Consider the following 14,531-nt stretch of genomic DNA (forward strand, 5'->3'; position numbering starts at 1 on the left):
TCTCAGCCACGATCGATCACCCCTTGGGAGGCATTGTGCTTGTATTGCAGGGCGATCAGCAATGCCTTCAGGAAACGCATGAGCCAGAGAGTCAGCGCCACACCGAGCGGAGCAAAAACGAGGATGTGCAGCCACATCGAGGGCTGATAGGTGAGTTCCACCCAGACCGCGAAGCCAACGACGAGCAAGTCGGCAAGCAGGATGACGAAGATTGCCGGACCATCGCCGGCGTCGACCCAGGAGAGATCGAGGCCGCAGGAATTGCAGCGTGCCCTCGGTTTACTGAAGCCGTCGAAGAGCTTGCCATTGCCGCAGCGGGGGCACGACGCGGTCAGTGCCGCCTTGACCGGATCCACCGGCGGGAATTTTGCGCTGTCTTCGGTCACTGAACCTCTCCTTGATGCTGCTACGTGTCCCCGGCCAACCCTTAGAGCAAGCAGTGGTTCCCGACGAGTGCCGGATCGTCGCACGGGCCGAAAACACGAAGGGCGGCTTTCGCCGCCCTTCTGAAACTTTCGTCACCCGGATCAATGGGCGAGCGGTGCACCCCAGTCGCCCCAGATGTAGATGGCGAAGAAGAGGAACAGCCAGACCACGTCGACGAAGTGCCAGTACCAGGCGGCGGCTTCGAAGCCGAAGTGCTGCTGCGGGGTAAAGTGGCCGGCAAGCGCACGGAACAGGCAGACGATCAGGAAGATCGTACCGACCAGAACGTGGAAACCGTGGAAGCCCGTCGCCATGAAGAAGGTCGCGCCATAGATCGAGTTCTTGAAGTCGAAGGGCGAGACTGCGTATTCATAGGCCTGCACGAAGGAGAACAGGACGCCGAGCAGCACGGTCAAGAGCAAGCCGTAGACGAGGCCCTTGCGGTCGTTGTGCAGCATGGCATGGTGGGCCCAGGTCACACAGGTGCCCGAGAGCAGCAGGATGACGGTGTTGTAGAGCGGCAGGTGCCAGGGATCGACAACCTCGATGCCAACGGGCGGCCACTGGCCACCGGTGAACTCGACGCGGCTCGTCTGGATCGCTTCGTTGGCGAAGAGGCTGGCATCGAAGAAGGCCCAGAACCAGGCAACGAAGAACATCACTTCAGAAGCGATGAACATGATCATGCCATAGCGCAGGTGCAGCGACACGACGCGGGTGTGATGACCTTCGTGGGCTTCCTTGATGGTGTCTGCCCACCAGGCGAACATGGTGAAAAGCACGATCGCAAGGCCGATGTAGAAGAGCCAAGGGTTGGCCCAATCCACGCCGAACAGGTTCAGCGAACCGCCGTTGAGGTAGCGCATGTAGCCGACGCCACCGAAGGTGAGGACGAAGGCGCCGATCGAGGCCAGAAGCGGCCAGGGGCTCGGATCGATGATGTGGTAGTCGTGGTTCTTCTGGTGCGCTTCGGCCATTTCAGCAATCCCCGAATGTCAATTTCATTACGAGTTCCGGCGAGCCGGAGCCCTCTCACAGTTTCGGCTGTCCTTTGTCTTCCTCGACCGCGAGTGCGGCCACCGGCGCCTGATCTGCGCGCGGATAGAAGGTGTAGGACAGGGTAATCGTTCCGATGCCCTTTGTCTCATCCGCCTCGACGATGGCGGGGTCAACGAAGAAGACGACCGGCATTTCCAGTGTCTCGCCCGGCTGCAACGTGGTTTCAGTGAAGCAGAAGCACTGGACTTTATTGAAGTAGGCTCCGGCTTCGCCGGGGGTGACGTTGAAGACCGCCTCACCCGTGACCGGATGGGGCGAATTGTTCGTCGCGGTATAGGTGATCTGAACGGTCTCGCCGATCTTCGGCGTCACCTTCTTGTCGACCGCCTTGAAATCCCAGTTCAGACCGGACGCTGCATTGGCGTCGAAGGTCACGTTGATCGTACGATCCAGGACCACGTCCGAGACCTGCTCCACCCGCTGGGTCGTGCCGCCATAGCCGGTCACCTGGCAGAACAGCTGATAGAGCGGAACGGCCGCATAGGCCATACCCACCATGCCGCCGACGAAGACGACACAGGCGGTCGCTACGCCAACATTGCGGCGGTTCGAAACCTTGATGTTCTCGTTCGATACAGTCACGGTGCGAAGCCTCATTAACCCACGTTGCCGATCTTGATGATGGTTACGACGTAGAAGATCACCACCAGAGCTGCGAGCACCACGCCAAGCGCGATGTTGCGGCCGCGACGGGACTTCTTCTGCTTGTCATTCAGTTGCACGGTCTCCATCAGGCGGCACCTCCGAGGCTTGCCGCAAAGGGCGCGACGTAAAAGTCGATCATCAGGGCCGAGAAGATCGCGAAGAGATAGAAGATCGAATAGGCGAACAGCTTCTTGGCCGGCACCATCTTTTCGTCGCCGTCGGCCATGCGCCAGACGGCGATGGAACAGTGCACGAAGATTGCGCCAAGAAGGGCTGCTACAATGCCGTAACCGATCGAAGACAGGCCGGTGAAGGTCGGCAGCACACCGGTGATGGCCGTCAGCACGGCGTATACCGCGATCTGACGCTTGGTCGACGGGATGCCTGCGACGTTCGGCATCATAGGCACGCCGACATCACCGTAATCCTTCATCTTGAACAGCGCGAGCGCCCAGAAATGCGCCGGCGTCCAAAGGAAGATGATCATGAAGAGGATGAAGCTGTCGAGCGACACACCACCCGTCACGCAGGCCCAGCCGACCATGGGCGGAAAGGCGCCGGCCGCACCGCCGATGACGATGTTCTGCGAGGTCGAGCGCTTCAGCCACATCGTATAGACGACGGCGTAGAAGAAGATGGTGAAGGCGAGCAGACCGGCGGCAAACCAGTTCACGGCGAGGCCAAGCACGCCGACCGAAAACACCGAGAGGACGAGGCCGAAGGCGAGCGCCTCTTCCGGCGTGACGCGACCGGCCGGTACCGGACGGGTCGCCGTGCGGCTCATGATGGCGTCGATGTCGGCATCGTACCACATGTTCAGCGCGCCGGATGCGCCGGCGCCAACTGCGATGCAGAGGATCGCGATGAAGCCGATGATCGGATTGATTTCGCCGGGCGCAAGAACCAAGCCGGCAAGCGCCGTGAAGACGACGAGCGACATGACCCGCGGCTTCAGGAGCGCGAAGAAATCGCGCGGGTTCGCTTCGGACAGGCGAACCTCGCCTTCGATGCCGAATACGTCGCGATTGTCGATGACCGTCATGCTTTCGAATTCCGTCTTTCGTTTGGCTTTGCGGGCGCCGCGATCCCGAAGATCGCGGCGCCCGTTAGCGTTTCGCAGGTTAGGCGCTGCTTACTTGATCTTCGGCAGCTGTTCCCACTGGTGGTACGGCGGCGGCGAAGACAGCTGCCATTCCAGCGTGGTCGCACCTTCACCCCAGGGGTTGTCGCCAGCGACGCGCTTCTTGGCGAAGGCTTCGAAGACGCCGTAGAGGAAGACGAGAACCGCAAAGGCCGAGATGTAGGAGCCGATCGACGAGACATAGTTCCAGCCGGCATAGGCATCCGGATAGTCGATGTAGCGGCGCGGCATGCCGGCAAGGCCGAGGAAGTGCTGCGGGAAGAACACCAGGTTCACGCCGATGAACATGACCCAGAAGTGAAGGTGGCCAACGAACTCGTTGTACATGTAGCCGGTGATCTTCGGGAACCAGTAGTACCAGCCGGCGAAGATCGCGAAGACGGCGCCGAGCGACAGAACGTAGTGGAAGTGGGCCACGACGTAGTAGGTGTCATGCAGCGAACGGTCGAGGCCGGCATTGGCGAGCTGGACGCCCGTGACGCCACCGACGGTGAACAGGAAGATGAAGCCGATCGACCAGACCATCGGGGTCTTGAAGGTCAGCGAACCGCCCCACATCGTTGCAATCCACGAGAAGATCTTGATGCCGGTCGGCACCGCGATGACCATGGTTGCGAAGAGGAAGTAGCGCTGCGCCTGGAGCGACAGGCCGACCGTGTACATGTGGTGAGCCCACACGACGAAGCCGACAGCACCGATGCCGACCATGGCATAGGCCATGCCGAGATAACCGAAGACCGGCTTCTTCGAGAAGGTCGAGATGATGTGGCTGACAATGCCGAAACCGGGCAGGATCAGGATGTAGACTTCCGGGTGACCGAAGAACCAGAACAGGTGCTGGTAGAGAACCGGGTCACCACCGCCTTCAGGCGAGAAGAAGGCCGTGCCGAAGTTGCGGTCGGTCAGCAGCATGGTGATGCCGCCGGCGAGAACCGGGAGCGACAGCAGCAGCAGGAAGGCGGTGACCAGAACGGCCCATGCAAAGAGCGGCATCTTGTGCAGCGTCATGCCCGGAGCGCGCATGTTCAGGATCGTGGTGATGAAGTTGATTGCACCGAGGATCGAGGACGCACCGGAGACGTGAAGCGCGAAGATCGCGAGGTCAACCGCCGGTCCAGGCTGTCCAGAGGTCGCCAGCGGCGGATAGAGCGTCCAGCCGCCACCGACGCCATAGGCGCCTGCCGGACCTTCGACGAACATCGAGAGGACGAGCAGCAGGAAGGCCGGGACGATCAGCCAGAACGAGATGTTGTTGAGGCGCGGGAAGGCCATGTCCGGTGCGCCGATCATGATCGGGATCATCCAGTTGGCGAAGCCGCCGATCAGCGCCGGCATGACCATGAAGAAGATCATGATCAGGGCGTGCGCCGTCGTGAAGACGTTGTACATGTGCTTGCCGCCGTCGATGGCAGCATCACCTTCGAAGCCGTAGACCATCTGGGCCAGACCGTGGAAGATCTGGATGCCCGGGTCCTGGAGCTCCATACGCATGGCAACCGAGAGGGCGGCACCGATGATACCCGCGACGATCGCGAAGATCAGGTAGAGGGTACCAATGTCCTTGTGGTTGGTGGACAGAAACCAGCGAGCGAAGAAGCCCGGCTTATGGTCGTGATGTGCGTGTTCGTCGTGGGCAACAGAGCCAGCCATTGACCTCACTCCTCTCAGTTCGTTGTGTTTTCGGCAGTCTGGACGGCGGGAGCGCCGTCAACAGCAGCCATGAGAGCGCGGTTGGCGCCCGACAGATCCGAGGTCGCAGCCTCAAGCCAGGTCGCATACTGCTCGTCGGTGACGACGCGGATGGCGATCGGCATGTAGGCGTGGTCCTTGCCACACAGCTCCGAACACTGGCCGTAGTAGAGACCTTCACGGTCGGCGCGGAACCAGGTTTCGTTCAGGCGGCCCGGGATGGCGTCGATCTTGATGCCGAAGGCCGGCATTGCGAAAGCGTGAATAACGTCGGTGGGGGCGGCCGTGACAAGCAGACGAACCGTCTTGCCGACGGGAACGACGACTTCGTTGTCGACGGCCAGAAGGCGCGGATAACGTGCGACATCTTCCTTGCCGGCGTCGGCGCGGTCGGTTTCCTTCAGCATGTAGCTGTCGAAGGAGACGGCCTGCTCGCCCTCATATTCGTAGGACCAGAGCCATTGGGTGGCGGTCGCCTTGATGGTGATGTCGGGGTTTTCCGGCATCTTCAGCTGGTAGGTCAGCAGGTTGAAGGACGGGATCGCAATCGCGAAGAGAATGAGAACCGGAGCAACCGTCCAGACGATCTCGATCGTCGTATTGTGGCTCGTCTTCGACGGCACCGGATTGGCGGCGGCGCGGAACTTCACGACCACGACGATCAGGAGAATCAGAACAAAGATGGTGATCGGAACGATGAACCACAGTGTGTACTGCTCGAACCAGCTGTTGAACTCCATGATGGAGGTGGCTGGTTCCTGCATACCCATCTGCCAGGGCTTCGGCTGATCGGCGAAGCCTACAGAAGCGAAAAGCAGACAGGCCAAAGCGGCCAAGGCTGCATAGGTTCTCTTCATCACGGTTTGGTCTCCCACAAGCGCTTGATCCACATCAAACCATAGCGCAAAAATCATGCTAGTGTCGCCGTTTCAAATCACAGATTGGCCGCAATCGCAATACGCCCGCGCGAAAGGCGGTGCGGCATTTTTGCGCTTCATCAAATACATGCGACCGCGATACACAGGCTTTAACCAGTTGGGGCACCATGAGGCGCATGATTGCGCTTCTACATCCAAAAACGCAGTCCCAATTATGCCGCACTCGACCTTAAAACAGGGGTCGGGGCTTCCATTTGCGGACCCTCGCGACAAGAATGTCGTCAATGATTCGTTTTCCAGAGGTTTTCATGGGTCTGCCTAGACTTGCCTGGTCGAGCCTGACCGCGAGCGCCGTGCTGATGGCCGCACTCGCCACTCCGGCGCTGAGCCAGCAACAGCAACAACAGCCGGGCTCGATCCGCTCCAACCACGGCGCCTGGTCTGTCATCTGCGACAAGCCGGCCGGCGCTTCGGAAGAACAATGTGCGCTGATGCAGAACGTTATTGCGGAAGACAGGCCGGAAGTCGGCCTTTCCGTCGTCGTGCTGAAGACCGCTGATCGCAAGGCCCGCATCCTGCGCATTCTCGCACCGCTCGGCGTTCTCCTGAAGGACGGCATGGAGCTCTTCGTCGACGGCAACAATATCGGTCGGGCCTATTTCACCCGCTGTTTCTCAGAAGGCTGCTATGTCGAAGTCGAGATCGACGAAGAGCTGATGAAGATCCTGCGGGCCGGCCAGGCAGCCGTCTTTGCGCTTCGCGAATCGGCAGACCAGGACCGCGTCGGCATTCCGATCGAGCTTGCCGGCTTCGGCGAAGGCTATGACACACTGCCGTAAGGGCGCGGTCGCCTGATCGTGATGACATTATAGACAGGGGCAAGTCCGGCGGGCTTGCCCCTCTTTCGTTGCGCGCCTACATGCTGAAGGCCAGCGCCCAAGGAGACATTCATGACCCAGGACCTTATCTCCCTCTTCGATTGCGACGAAGCCACGCTGACGCGGCGCGTTGCGGATGCTCTCAAGGGCGCCGACGACGGAGAGTTGTTCGTCGAACATGCCCAGGCGGAATCGCTGACCTTCGACAATGGTCGCCTGAAGGGTGGCTCTTTCAACACGGACCAGGGGTTCGGCCTGCGCGCCGTGGCCGACGAAGCGGTCGGTTATGCCCATTCCGGCGAGCTGTCTCTGGCCGCGCTTTCCCGCGCGGCGGACGCCGTGGGTGCTGTGACCCATGGCTATTCCGGCTCGTATGCGACGGCGCCACAGAGGACCAATGCCAAACTCTATGGTGACGGCAACCCGATCGGCTCCCCGACCTTCGAGGAGAAGGTGAAGCTGCTCTCGGAGATCGATGCCTATCTGCGCGACAAGGATCCCAAGGTGCGGCAGGTCACGGCAACCGTCGGCGCAAGCTGGCAGGTGGTCGAGATCCTGCGTGCCGACGGCCACCGGGTGCGCGACATCCGGCCGATGACCCGCATCAACATTTCCGTTGTCACCGGCCAGGGCGACCGCCAGGAAAGCGGCTCCTTTGGCACTGGCGGCCGCATGAGCTTCAACGAGTTCCTGACCGAGGAGAGCTGGCGCCGTGGTGCCGACGACGCACTGCGTCAGGCGCTGATCAATCTCGAAGCCCAGGAGGCGCCGGCCGGCACCATGGACATCGTGCTCGGCAATGGCTGGCCGGGCGTCATGCTGCACGAGGCAGTCGGCCACGGGCTGGAAGGTGACTTCAACCGCAAGAAAACCTCCGCCTTTGCCGGCCTGATGGGCGAGATGGTGGCGGCTCCCGGCGTCACCGTCGTTGACGATGGCACGATCAACGACCGGCGCGGATCGATCACCGTCGACGACGAGGGCACGCCGTCCGCCTACAACGTTCTGATCGAGAACGGCAAACTGGTCGGCTACATGCAGGATCGGCAGAATGCCCGGTTGATGGGCATGAAGGCGACCGGCAACGGACGTCGCCAGGGTTATGCCCACCAGCCCATGCCGCGCATGACCAATACCTACATGCTCTCGGGCGACAAGACGCCGGAGGAGATCATCGCCTCCGTCAAGAAGGGCATTTATGCCGTCTCCTTCGGCGGCGGACAGGTGGACATCACCTCGGGCAAGTTCGTCTTCGGCTGCACCGAGGCCTATCTGATCGAAAACGGCAAGATCGGCGCACCGGTCAAGGGCGCCATGCTGATCGGCAACGGTCCCGATGCGATGAAGCGCATCTCGATGATCGGCAACGACACCAAGCTTGACACGGGCATCGGCAATTGTGGCAAGGCCGGTCAATGGGTCCCCGTCGGCGTTGGTCAGCCGCATCTGCGGATGGACCAGATCACGGTGGGCGGGACGAAGGCTTGAGGGAAAACGCGCTCGTCCCCGAACTGGCGGTCAGCGACTGGCGGACGAGCCGCGCCTTCTACTGCGATCTTGTTGGATTCGAGGTTGCCTATGAGCGGCCCGAAGAGGGCTTCAGTTTTCTGACCCTCGGAGACGCGCAGCTGATGATCGACCAGATTGGGATCGGGCGGACCTTCGAGGTTCAGGACGCTCCTGTCGAACGGTCACTTGGCCGCGGCCTGAATCTGCAGATCCTGGTGCCGCAGGTTGCACCCGTTCTGAAGCGGCTTGCTACGGCCGGAGTGTCTCTATATCTGCCGCTCGAAGAGAAGTGGTACCGGCGCGGCGATCGTGAGGTCGGCAACCGGCAGTTCGTCGTGCCGGATCCGGATGGTTACCTGCTAAGGCTCTACGAAGACTTGGGTGAACGCGATCTAGACCGCTAGCCTTCGCAGTCACCACTCGATAGCCGCTGCGGAAGCCCGCATCGAACCCCTCACCCCCGCGCGGGCATCAGGACGCAGTCGTAGCGCTGGCGCACCAGCTTATCGCAGGCCGCACGAGCCGCTTCCTTGGTCTCGAATCCGGTGAAACGGGCGCGGTAGAAGGTGATGCCGTTGCGGGTGACCATTTCGGTATAGGTGTCGAGCCCCTGAAGCGGGCCACCGACCTTCTGGCGGGCCTGGGACAGCAAGTCCATGGCTGCCTGGGCGGATGTCGCGGCGGCAATCTGGACCTGCCATCTGCGTTCGAAAGAGGTCGCGGGCGTGCTGGCGGTCTGCTGCGGGTCGACGGCAGCAAAGCGGCTTGCCGGTGTCGCGACGAGGTCTGCGGTTTCGGCCTGTGACGATGGCGCATAAGCCGAGGCGGTGCCCGGCGTCGCGGTCCCTGTGGCTCCGGCGAGCCCCTGCACTGCGGCCAGCGCCGACTGGCGGGAAACCGGAACCGGTACCTCGTCGCCAAGGCGGGCTAGATCCATCTGCGCGCCGGTCGAACGGGAGACGAGAAGCTGTTGGCCGGTCGAGGCCTTCTTGATGCTGGCGTCGATCAGACGCTCCATGATCTTGTCGCGGCTGGCAGCCGTGCGGCCGCCCATGACGACGCCGATGACGCGGCGGCCATCATGCTCGACTGCGCTGACCAGATTGAAGCCTGACGCGTTGGTATAGCCGGTCTTGATGCCGTCCATGCCCTTGTAGCGATACATGAGGTTGTTGTGACCGTTGATCGTCTTGCCGCGGAACTTGAAGCTCTTGGTGGCGAAGAGTTCGTATTCCTTCGGGAAGTCGCGCATCAGGGCGACACCGAGGGTCGACATGTCGCGGGCTGTGGTAAACTGCCGGGGATGCGGCAGGCCGGAGGCATTGAAGAAGGTGGTGTTCATCATGCCGAGCGAACGGGCCTTGCGCGTCATGAGGGCCGCAAAGCCCTCTTCACTGCCGCCGATCTTCTCGCCGATCGCAGCCGAGGCGTCATTGGCCGAGCGGACGATCATGGCGAGTACGGCTTCGCGGACGGTGATGCTGTCGCCTGCCTTGACGAAGAGCTTGGTCGGCGGGCGGGAGGCGGCATGTTTCGAAAAGGGAACGGGGCTATCCCAGCTGAGCTTGCCGGCCTTGATCGCGTCGAAAACCATGTAGACGGACATCATCTTGGTCAGCGATGCCGGGTGATTGAGCACGTCCGCGTTTTCGGAGGCGAGGACTTCGCCGGTGCGGGCATCGAGCAGAAGCTGGGCACTTCCTGCCTGGGCTGTCGTCGAGAGGGAGAGGATCGCCACGCAAAACGAGAACGCGATCAGCAACTTGCTCATGAAAACTCCAATGCCGCCCGGATTTCAATGATGACTGCGACTGGTTCGATTCGATCGATCCGCCGTCTTCGGGTTGAGGCCCTATGGCAAGAATGGGGCGACAATCAGCCGATCGGAATCAAATGCAACCATCGATCCACAGAAGGTCGCCCGATCATGGTCAACAGATGGTTAATCGATTGCGCGAATGCTGGCACGGACGGTCACGAAGGCGTCAGCGGGCGAAGGTCACAGCGCCAGTCCCTTCTTCACCCAGCCGGTCTGCGGGATTGACCAGATGGCAGCGCTGGAGAGACAGGCAGCCACAGCCAATGCAGCCGTCGAGATCATGCCGCAGGCCTTCGAGAATGCGGATGCGCTGGTCGAGCCTCTCGGCCCAGCGGGTGGCAATCTCACGCCAGTCTTGGGGCGTCGGCGTGCGCTTCTGCGGCAGTGCGGACAGCGCCGCGGCGACTTCCGAGAGCGGAAGCCCCACCTCTTGCGCGGCGCGGATCAAGGCGAGCCTGCGCAGCACGTCGCGGCCGTAGCGGCGCTGATTGCCGCCCGTCCTGTCGGCGAAGATCAGACCCTTGCGCTCGTAGAAATGGATGGCGGACACGGCCAGTCCGCTGCGGCGGGCGACATCTCCGACGGTCAGATGGTTTTTTTGTTCGGGCATGGCTTTACCTCAACCTTTGTTGAGGTTGTAGCATCGCGTCAAATCGCATCCAATGCCATTTCGCAAAGTGAGTTCACGAATGACCGACAGCACGACCGACAAATCGGCCGGCCCTTCCCTACCGTCGATTCCGGACATGATTGATGAGTTCAAGACGCCGCCGAGCGAGCCGGGCGGCTGGCTCGATCTTCTGTCGCGCGAACACCTATCCACCACGCTGATGCTGAGCATGGGGGTTGCGCTCTTTGCCTTTAACGGCTTCTTCGTTTCCACCGTGCTGCCGAGCGCGATTGCCGAGATCGGCGGCGGCCACCTCATCGCCTGGTCCGTCTCACTTTACCTGATCGGGTCAATCGTCGCCGGCGTGACCGCAGCCCAGTTCAAACAACGCTTCGGCGCCCGCCGCGCCTTGGTCGTGGCGACACTGGTCTTCCTCGTCGGCACTCTGACGGCAGCGTTTGCGTCGACGATGGAGCAGGTTCTGCTCGGGCGGCTCGGACAGGGGCTCGGCGAAGGCGTGGTCGCCGCGATCTGTTACGCGCTCATTCCAGCCCTCTATCCGTCGCGTCTGGTGCCCAAGGTCTTTGGCGTGGAAGCGCTGGTGTGGACATGTGCTTCCTTCGGCGGACCGTTTGCGGCCGGCTGGCTGGCGGAAAGCTTTTCCTGGAGGACGGCCTTCCTGATCAATCTGCCGTTCGGGCTCGTCTTTCTTCTTCTCGCACTGTTCACGGCAAGGCCGCGTGATGAGACAGTCGCCGCGTTTGCCAGGGTGCCGCTCTCCCCGCTGGTGCTGCTGTCAGTGGGCCTTCTGATGATCCTGTCCTCAGGAGTGATGGCCGAGCCTCTGACCTCGGCCGTGCTCGTAGTGTTCGGCATTGCCCTTCTGGTCGCAAGCGTTCGCCGCGATCGGGTACTTCCAACGGGTCTGATGCCGGCGGAAGCCTTTGGTCTTTCGTCAACGGTCGGGGCGGGTCTTTGGCTGGTTCTTCTCATGCCCGTCGCCCAAGCGACCAGCAGCGTCTATTTCGTCTTGGGGCTGCAGCATGGCTTCGGCTTCGGTCCGCTGGCGGCCGGTGGGCTTGGTGCGATCATGGCGATGAGCTGGAGCCTGGTCGCCGTACTCGTTGCTCATGTCGGGACGGAACGCGCGCGGCGGCGGGCAATCGAGTCCGGACCGCTCCTGCAATGCTGCGGCATGCTCCTGGTTGCCCCCGGCTTTCAGCAGGGATCGCTTTTCCTTCTGGTCACGGGCCAGATCGTGGTCGGTGCAGCTTTCGGCGCCAGCTGGGCCTTTCTGAGCCAGATGCTTATGGAAACGAGTACGCGTACCGAGCGAGACAAGACTTCGGGGCTTATTCCGACGCTGCAATCCGCGGGCTTCGCAATCGGTGCGGCCTTTGCCGGCCTGGCGGGCAACAGTCTCGGCTTGGCAGAGACCTCTACAAGCGAGACCTCCCGGGCCGCTTTCTCGGCGACATTCCTCATTCCGGTACTGTGGACGATCCCTGCCATGCTGCTTGCTCGACGGGCAACCCGGCTGGCTGCGGAGCTGCCGCCGCATTCGCCATAATATTGAGACGACGTGTTGAACCTGCCTTAAGGGTTCGGGGGTAGCCTGTCTGGCATTGCAGTCAATGACATTTCAGGCAGAGGTTATGGCGGGACGGTTCAAACATAAGCTGAAGCGAGTGGCAATCACGGGGGGGCTGGAGGCGTCCTTTCTGTTGTCGCGGCTCGGGCTGGCGGCTGGTCTTCGGGGCCGCGGGGTGATCTTCACGCTGCATCATGTCCGGCCGGCCAATGCCAGACCGTTCCAGCCGAACCGGCATCTCGACATCACGCCCGACTTCCTCGACGCAGCGATCCAGACGCTAATCCGGCGCGGCTATCGCTTCCTCCGACTGGACGAGGTGCCGGCGGCTCTTGCCGAACCCGAAGGCGGACAGCCCTTTGCCGTCTTCACACTCGACGACGGGTTTCGCGACAATCGCGACCATGCTCTGCCGGTCTTCGAGCGCCACGGGGTTCCTTTCACCATCTTCGTCTGCAAGGGGCTTTCGGAGCGCAGCCATACGATGTGGTGGGAGACGCTTGCGGCCCTGATCGGGGCCCGGCAAAGGGTGGCTCTCTGCCTGCCGGCAGGGCGGATAGACATCGACTGCAGCTCGACTAGCGCCAAGTGTGCCGCATTCGACGCCGCCGCGCGCCTGCTGATGGCGGGCGACGAAGCGAAGGGAGTGGCGCAACTCGATGCGGCGGCGAATGCTGCCGGTATCAACCCGCATGCGCTGGTTTCCGAAACGGTCATGGATCGGGAGGAACTTGCCGCCCTGACCCGCAACCCGCTGGTCTCCTACGGAGCGCATACCGTGAGCCATCGCGGCCTCGCCGATCTTAACGACGAGGCATTGTTGCAGGAGTATAACGAGAGCGCCGAATATGTTGCCGGCATCACCGGCACGCGCGCCGTCACCTTCGCTTATCCTTATGGCGATGCGCGGAGCGCAACGGTCCGGACGGCAGGCTATGCCGACTGGGCGGGCTTCAAGCTGTCGGTGACCACACGGCCGGGCACATTGACGCCCGCCTCGATGGCGAGCCCGCAGCTTCTGCCGCGGATCTCGCTGAACGGGCTCTATCAGAAGCCGCGCTATGTCGAGGCGCTGGCGTCGGGGCTGCCGTCGAAGCTTGTCGGCGGCTGAGCCCATCCCCCCTGATCAGGGATACATCCGGACCTTGGACCAGCCGTCGCCTTCCGCGTCGCGACGGAACTCGATGCGGTCATGCAGGCGGAACTTGCGATCGTGCCAGAACTCGATCGAGCGCGGAATGATGCGGAGGCCCGACCAATGGGGCGGGCGTGGGACGTTTCCGAGCGCATATTTCGCGGTGTATTCGGCGACCGCCTTTTCCAGCGCGAAGCGGCCTTCGAGCGGCCGGGACTGCTTCGAAGCCCAGGCACCGATCCGGCTGCCAAGCGGCCGGGACTGGTAATATTCGTCTGCCTCCTCATCGGAAACCACCTCGACATCGCCCCTCAGGCGGATCTGGCGGCGCAGCGATTTCCAATGAAAACACATGGCTGCCTTTTTCTGGCCGAGAATTTCCTGTCCCTTCTGGCTCTCGAAATTCGTGTAGAAAACGAAACCCCTGACATCGAAACCCTTGAGCAGCACCATACGGACATTCGGCAGGCCATCCGCATCCACGGTGGCGAGTGCCACCGCATTGGGATCGTTGATCTCCGAGGCCTCGGCATCCTTCAGCCAGGTGGCGAAGAGCGCAAAGGGTTCGCTCTCTTCGGTGAAGTCACCAGTTGTTAACCCGATATCTGACATATTGTGTAAAATGCTCCCGATATGCATATTGGCCGTCGATGACGAAGCACTGGATCGCAGGCCCCTTGGCAGACATAGCAAAATCGGTCGAGCGGACAAAGGGTTGGTGCATGCGTAGAAGCTCGATCTTGCTCATCATCACTGCGACACTTCCGCTCAGCGGTTGCTTCGGCAGCAGCATGGACCTGTTCGGCTCGGATACGGTCGACAGTTCGATCTCCACATCGACTGTCGTGAAGAGTGGCAACCCCACGAGCCGTTCTGACGAGCTCACGGTACAAAGCGCTGTTTCGTCCGCGGATCTGTCCAAGACCGAGGGCAAGCCGCTTCCCTGGGCCAATGCGACGACCGGCAGTGCGGGTGTCGTGACCGCCATCCAGGAAGAGAAAGGTGACGGCGTCATCTGCCGCAACTTCTCGACGACCCGACATTCCTATGAAGGCATCGCCTACTTCTCCGGCAAGACGTGCACATCCGGCACCGGCAACTGGCAGCTGTTGAGCTTCGACCGCCGATCGTAAACGGCGGATCGATTTCGG

Annotated in this window: 16 protein-coding genes; 6 read left to right on the forward strand and 10 right to left on the reverse strand. The window is 61.7% G+C overall.

Features of this window, described 5'->3' with window-relative positions; all coding sequences use genetic code 11:
- Positions 1 to 2: 2 nt before the first annotated feature.
- The 7 genes from BSY240_RS08140 to coxB all read right to left on the reverse strand — a co-directional run bounded on the left by BSY240_RS08140 (position 3) and on the right by coxB (position 5,820).
- A complete protein-coding gene (locus tag BSY240_RS08140) occupies positions 3 to 386 on the reverse strand; it encodes a DUF983 domain-containing protein (RefSeq protein ID WP_054148949.1) in 384 nt (127 codons plus the stop codon).
- 141 nt (positions 387 to 527) lie between these two features.
- The gene (locus tag BSY240_RS08145; RefSeq protein ID WP_054148948.1) at positions 528 to 1,403 is read right to left on the reverse strand and encodes a cytochrome c oxidase subunit 3; all 876 of its coding nucleotides are present in this window, start codon (positions 1,401 to 1,403) and stop codon (positions 528 to 530) included.
- A gap of 55 nt (positions 1,404 to 1,458) precedes the next feature.
- The gene (locus tag BSY240_RS08150; protein WP_069041966.1) at positions 1,459 to 2,082 is read right to left on the reverse strand and encodes a cytochrome c oxidase assembly protein; all 624 of its coding nucleotides are present in this window, start codon (positions 2,080 to 2,082) and stop codon (positions 1,459 to 1,461) included.
- On the reverse strand, positions 2,082 to 2,216 hold the full coding sequence (locus BSY240_RS24505; RefSeq protein ID WP_054148946.1) for a hypothetical protein: 135 nt from the start codon (positions 2,214 to 2,216) through the stop codon (positions 2,082 to 2,084). Before BSY240_RS24505 ends, BSY240_RS08150 begins: the two co-directional genes overlap by 1 nt.
- A complete protein-coding gene (locus BSY240_RS08155; RefSeq protein ID WP_054148945.1) occupies positions 2,216 to 3,172 on the reverse strand; it encodes a heme o synthase in 957 nt (318 codons plus the stop codon). Before BSY240_RS08155 ends, BSY240_RS24505 begins: the two co-directional genes overlap by 1 nt.
- 90 nt (positions 3,173 to 3,262) lie before the next feature.
- Positions 3,263 to 4,921 (reverse strand): cytochrome c oxidase subunit I, encoded by a 1,659-nt coding sequence (gene ctaD / locus BSY240_RS08160; RefSeq protein WP_054148944.1) that lies wholly within the window; start codon positions 4,919 to 4,921, stop codon positions 3,263 to 3,265.
- Positions 4,922 to 4,935: 14 nt separating this feature from the next.
- On the reverse strand, positions 4,936 to 5,820 hold the full coding sequence (gene coxB / locus BSY240_RS08165) for a cytochrome c oxidase subunit II (protein WP_150127435.1): 885 nt from the start codon (positions 5,818 to 5,820) through the stop codon (positions 4,936 to 4,938).
- 326 nt (positions 5,821 to 6,146) lie between these two features.
- Here coxB and BSY240_RS08170 point away from each other — a divergent pair, with 326 nt between their 5' ends.
- From BSY240_RS08170 to BSY240_RS08180, 3 genes are all read left to right on the forward strand, one after another.
- Entirely contained in the window at positions 6,147 to 6,677 is a 531-nt protein-coding gene (locus BSY240_RS08170; RefSeq protein ID WP_069043896.1) for an invasion associated locus B family protein, read from the forward strand.
- Positions 6,678 to 6,788: 111 nt separating this feature from the next.
- Positions 6,789 to 8,204, forward strand: a complete 1,416-nt coding sequence (gene tldD / locus BSY240_RS08175) for a metalloprotease TldD (RefSeq protein ID WP_069041967.1) — start codon at positions 6,789 to 6,791, stop codon at positions 8,202 to 8,204.
- On the forward strand, positions 8,201 to 8,629 hold the full coding sequence (locus BSY240_RS08180; RefSeq protein ID WP_069041968.1) for a bleomycin resistance protein: 429 nt from the start codon (positions 8,201 to 8,203) through the stop codon (positions 8,627 to 8,629). The genes tldD and BSY240_RS08180 overlap by 4 nt, the downstream gene beginning before the upstream one ends.
- Before the next feature lie 50 nt (positions 8,630 to 8,679).
- On the opposite strand, the gene BSY240_RS08185 is transcribed toward BSY240_RS08180, so the two are convergent.
- Complete coding sequence (locus tag BSY240_RS08185) at positions 8,680 to 9,996, reverse strand: D-alanyl-D-alanine carboxypeptidase (RefSeq protein WP_069041969.1); 1,317 nt, start codon at positions 9,994 to 9,996, stop codon at positions 8,680 to 8,682.
- Positions 9,997 to 10,210: 214 nt separating this feature from the next.
- Positions 10,211 to 10,654, reverse strand: a complete 444-nt coding sequence (soxR, locus tag BSY240_RS08190; protein ID WP_069041970.1) for a redox-sensitive transcriptional activator SoxR — start codon at positions 10,652 to 10,654, stop codon at positions 10,211 to 10,213.
- A gap of 79 nt (positions 10,655 to 10,733) precedes the next feature.
- Between soxR and BSY240_RS08195 the strand changes: the two genes are divergently transcribed.
- Together BSY240_RS08195 and BSY240_RS08200 are read left to right on the forward strand one after the other, a co-directional pair.
- Positions 10,734 to 12,224: an MFS transporter gene (locus tag BSY240_RS08195; protein WP_171901560.1), complete on the forward strand. Its 1,491-nt coding sequence runs from the start codon at positions 10,734 to 10,736 to the stop codon at positions 12,222 to 12,224.
- An 85-nt stretch (positions 12,225 to 12,309) separates the two neighbouring features.
- The gene (locus BSY240_RS08200) at positions 12,310 to 13,356 is read left to right on the forward strand and encodes a polysaccharide deacetylase family protein (RefSeq protein WP_069041971.1); all 1,047 of its coding nucleotides are present in this window, start codon (positions 12,310 to 12,312) and stop codon (positions 13,354 to 13,356) included.
- Positions 13,357 to 13,371: 15 nt separating this feature from the next.
- Here the strand turns inward: BSY240_RS08200 and pdxH are convergent, their stop codons facing one another.
- A complete protein-coding gene (pdxH, locus tag BSY240_RS08205) occupies positions 13,372 to 13,992 on the reverse strand; it encodes a pyridoxamine 5'-phosphate oxidase (protein ID WP_054148936.1) in 621 nt (206 codons plus the stop codon).
- A 65-nt stretch (positions 13,993 to 14,057) separates the two neighbouring features.
- On the opposite strand from pdxH, the gene BSY240_RS08210 reads away from it, so the two are divergent.
- Entirely contained in the window at positions 14,058 to 14,513 is a 456-nt protein-coding gene (locus BSY240_RS08210; protein ID WP_371418425.1) for an RT0821/Lpp0805 family surface protein, read from the forward strand.
- Positions 14,514 to 14,531 lie beyond the last annotated feature (18 nt).

This window comes from Agrobacterium sp. RAC06, from assembly GCF_001713475.1.
Taxonomy (GTDB): Bacteria; Pseudomonadota; Alphaproteobacteria; order Rhizobiales; family Rhizobiaceae; genus Allorhizobium.

What these genes read in the sequence shown, in the direction of transcription:
- BSY240_RS08150 (WP_069041966.1), bottom strand. Translation starts at nt 2,082, where the DNA reads ATGAGGCTTCGCACCGTGACTGTATCGAACGAGAACATCAAGGTTTCG.
- tldD (WP_069041967.1), top strand. Translation starts at nt 6,789, where the DNA reads ATGACCCAGGACCTTATCTCCCTCTTCGATTGCGACGAAGCCACGCTG.
- soxR (WP_069041970.1), bottom strand. Translation starts at nt 10,654, where the DNA reads ATGCCCGAACAAAAAAACCATCTGACCGTCGGAGATGTCGCCCGCCGC.
- pdxH (WP_054148936.1), bottom strand. Translation starts at nt 13,992, where the DNA reads ATGTCAGATATCGGGTTAACAACTGGTGACTTCACCGAAGAGAGCGAA.
- BSY240_RS08185 (WP_069041969.1), bottom strand. Translation starts at nt 9,996, where the DNA reads ATGAGCAAGTTGCTGATCGCGTTCTCGTTTTGCGTGGCGATCCTCTCC.
- BSY240_RS08195 (WP_171901560.1), top strand. Translation starts at nt 10,734, where the DNA reads ATGACCGACAGCACGACCGACAAATCGGCCGGCCCTTCCCTACCGTCG.
- BSY240_RS24505 (WP_054148946.1), bottom strand. Translation starts at nt 2,216, where the DNA reads ATGGAGACCGTGCAACTGAATGACAAGCAGAAGAAGTCCCGTCGCGGC.
- ctaD (WP_054148944.1), bottom strand. Translation starts at nt 4,921, where the DNA reads ATGGCTGGCTCTGTTGCCCACGACGAACACGCACATCACGACCATAAG.
- BSY240_RS08170 (WP_069043896.1), top strand. Translation starts at nt 6,147, where the DNA reads ATGGGTCTGCCTAGACTTGCCTGGTCGAGCCTGACCGCGAGCGCCGTG.
- BSY240_RS08145 (WP_054148948.1), bottom strand. Translation starts at nt 1,403, where the DNA reads ATGGCCGAAGCGCACCAGAAGAACCACGACTACCACATCATCGATCCG.
- BSY240_RS08200 (WP_069041971.1), top strand. Translation starts at nt 12,310, where the DNA reads ATGGCGGGACGGTTCAAACATAAGCTGAAGCGAGTGGCAATCACGGGG.
- BSY240_RS08155 (WP_054148945.1), bottom strand. Translation starts at nt 3,172, where the DNA reads ATGACGGTCATCGACAATCGCGACGTATTCGGCATCGAAGGCGAGGTT.